Genomic DNA, 2,801 nt, shown 5'->3' on the forward strand with positions numbered 1-2,801 from the left:
TTTACAAACAGCTTTTACTAATTTCTTTGCTGGTCGTACTAAGTATCCTAACTTTAAGAAAAAACATCAGGGAGGAAGTGCCGAATTTACCAAATCTGCTTTTAAATTTAAAGACAAACAAATCTATTTAGCCAAATGCACGGAACCCTTAGCGATTCGATGGTCAAGACAAATACCAGAAGCTTGTGACCCAAGTACAGTAACAGTCAGATTGCATCCTTCTGGACGTTGGCATATTTCAATTAGATTTGATGACCCAACGATTAAGCCTTTACCAGTAACAGATAAAGCCATCGGAATTGACTTAGGAATTAGTAGCCTCGTGATTACCAGCGATGGCGATAAAGTGTCTAATCCCAAGCATTTTAAGAAACATTATCAGAGGTTGCGAAGAGCATCGAAAAATCTTTCTAGAAAACAGAAGGGGTCAAAAAATCGGGAAAAAGCAAGAATCAAAGTAGCAAGGATTCACGCTCAAATCAACGATAGCAGAAAAGACCATTTACATAAGCTAACCACTCAATTAGTTCGTGAAAACCAAACGATTGTGGTCGAGAATTTAGCCGTCAAGAATATGGTCAAAAACCCGAAATTATCTCAGGCAATATCTGACGTTAGCTGGGGAGAAATTACCCGACAGTTAGCCTATAAATGCCGTTGGTATGGGAGAAACTATCGGGAAATAGATATAGCATTTCTGATTCACAAGAGGTACATTCCCGAGCCTGAACAGCTTAATCAGCAAAGGTTTAACTGTGCCGCACAGATGCGAGAAACGCTATAGATGGTTTCCTAGTTCAAAACGGTGCAATAATTGTGGGCATATCGTTGAGAAAATGCCGTTAAGTGTCCGAGAATGGGATTGTCCAGACTGTGGGACGCACCATGACCGAGATATTAACGCCAGTAAAAACATTTTGGCCGCAGGGCTTGCGGTATCAGTCTGGGTCGCGAGTGTCAGACCCGAACAGAGTAAGTCTGTGAAGGCAACTGCTAAGAAGCAGAAACCTAGATCGTGAGGTCTAGGAATCACCGTCCCTTTTAGGGCGGTGAGGATGTCAATCCCACCCCCTAAATCCCCCTTAAGGGGTAATTCTATCGTCTCCCCTGAAAGGGGAGATAAGAGAGGGGTGGGGACTGAGGGGGGTGGGGGCTGGTTTGCTCAACCGAACGGTATTGGGTAGGGGAGGTGTGAACGATTATAATTTAATTTTATGTTGTTGTGCTGTTTAGTTATTCAAGGAGTTTTTGTATGGAATCCACAAAAGAGCGAGGGCAATTAATCATCATTGGTGGAGCAGAAGACAAAGATGGAGATTGTCAAATCTTGCGAGAGTTTGTTCGCTGTGCTGGCGGGACTAAAGCTAAAATTGCCGTGTTAACGGCGGCAACAAGTGAGCCTCGTTCGGCTGGAGAAGCCTATACCCGAGTGTTTGAGCGACTCGGTGTCGAGGATGTATGTGTCCTCGATACCATTCACAGGGAAGATGCCGACGATCCAGAAAACCTGAAAATCATTGAGGAAGCCACAGGAGCGTTTTTTACCGGGGGAGATCAAGCCCTAATCATTGAACACATCAAGGGAACTCAGCTAGATACCTTACTTCACCAACGCAATCGGGAGGGAATGGTGGTAGGTGGGACAAGTGCCGGTGCTGCCATCATGCCCGATCTGATGATTATTGAAGGAGACTCGGAAACAAACCCACGCATGGACGCGATAGAGATGGGTCCGGGAATGGGATTTCTGCACTCAGTGGTGATCGATCAGCATTTTGCCCAGCGCGGACGGCTAGGTCGCCTGATTTCCGCTCTCTTACAGCAGCCAGCTAACTTAGGCTTTGGCATTGACGAAGATACAGCAGTAATTGTGGACGGTGACGAATTTAAAGTGGTGGGGCGTGGGGCTGTAACAGTTGTCGATGAATCAGAAGCAACTTATGATAATTTAGACGAACTGCTCAAAGATGAAGCGATGGCAGTGTGTGGAGTCAGGTTGCACATCTTACCTCAAGGATTCCGCTTTAACTTGAAAACTCGCAAGCCCGTTTTCTCTCGATCAATAGAGTTAAAGGATAGCAATCCTAAAAAGGAGGCAGAAGTTGAAAGGGAGTAGGTCGGAGGGAACAATCAGTGGTGGCTTGTACCCGCCACTGATTGGAGAATTTATTTAAATCAGAAAAATATGGTTCTTCGGTTTGTGTTATGCAATGGACGGGAGTTATAAGGGGTGAAACCCTTATATAGAAAGACATTGCTTCGATTTTTGCCAATTGTTTTCAATCTAGAACGAGCTAAGCAATTAAGTCCCTTGCTAGATAAGGATTTAGCCGATTTCTGCCCCCTGATCGAACCATACCAAGTAACGAAGAACCAAAAATATTGACTCTGAGGTCTAAGAATGAATCACGATCGGGATGATGAAACCAATCTTGAGCGGCGACAAGAACTGCTACATGATGAAGAGGCTTTTCGACTTGATCAAGAAGAGAAACGCCTGCGATCTGCCAGACGAAGTAATACCTTAAATTGGATAATTAATAGCATTTTCGGGCTGGTAGGAATAGTGCAAATACTACTGGTAATGAGGTTCTTGCTGCGTTTGTTTGGTGCGAACCCACAAAATCAATTTGCTCAGTTGATTAATCATCTATCTGCACCTTTCATCGGAAATTTTGGGTCTGAAACCCCGCCGTTCTAGGTTGGCTTTACGTTAGAATTAAAAGGCCAGTCTCGAAAACCAAGTGGACGGCGCAGCACCTTGAAAACTCGGCTTAGGGGGTTCCGACCAGAAAAGCTTG

At 44.6% G+C, this 2,801-nt stretch carries 2 protein-coding genes and 1 pseudogene; all 3 read left to right on the forward strand.

Features of this window, described 5'->3' with window-relative positions; all coding sequences use genetic code 11:
* A pseudogene (locus O9295_RS14260) lies at positions 1–1,019 on the forward strand (RNA-guided endonuclease InsQ/TnpB family protein); the annotation flags it as partial.
* Positions 1,020–1,252: 233 nt separating this feature from the next.
* Entirely contained in the window at positions 1,253–2,116 is an 864-nt protein-coding gene (locus O9295_RS14265) for a cyanophycinase (RefSeq protein WP_002763233.1), read from the forward strand.
* 285 nt (positions 2,117–2,401) lie between these two features.
* Positions 2,402–2,701: a hypothetical protein gene (locus tag O9295_RS14270; RefSeq protein WP_287638869.1), complete on the forward strand. Its 300-nt coding sequence runs from the start codon at positions 2,402–2,404 to the stop codon at positions 2,699–2,701.
* Positions 2,702–2,801 lie beyond the last annotated feature (100 nt).

Source organism: Microcystis sp. LE18-22.4A (genome assembly GCF_027531105.1).
Lineage (GTDB): Bacteria > Cyanobacteriota > Cyanobacteriia > Cyanobacteriales > Microcystaceae > Microcystis > Microcystis aeruginosa.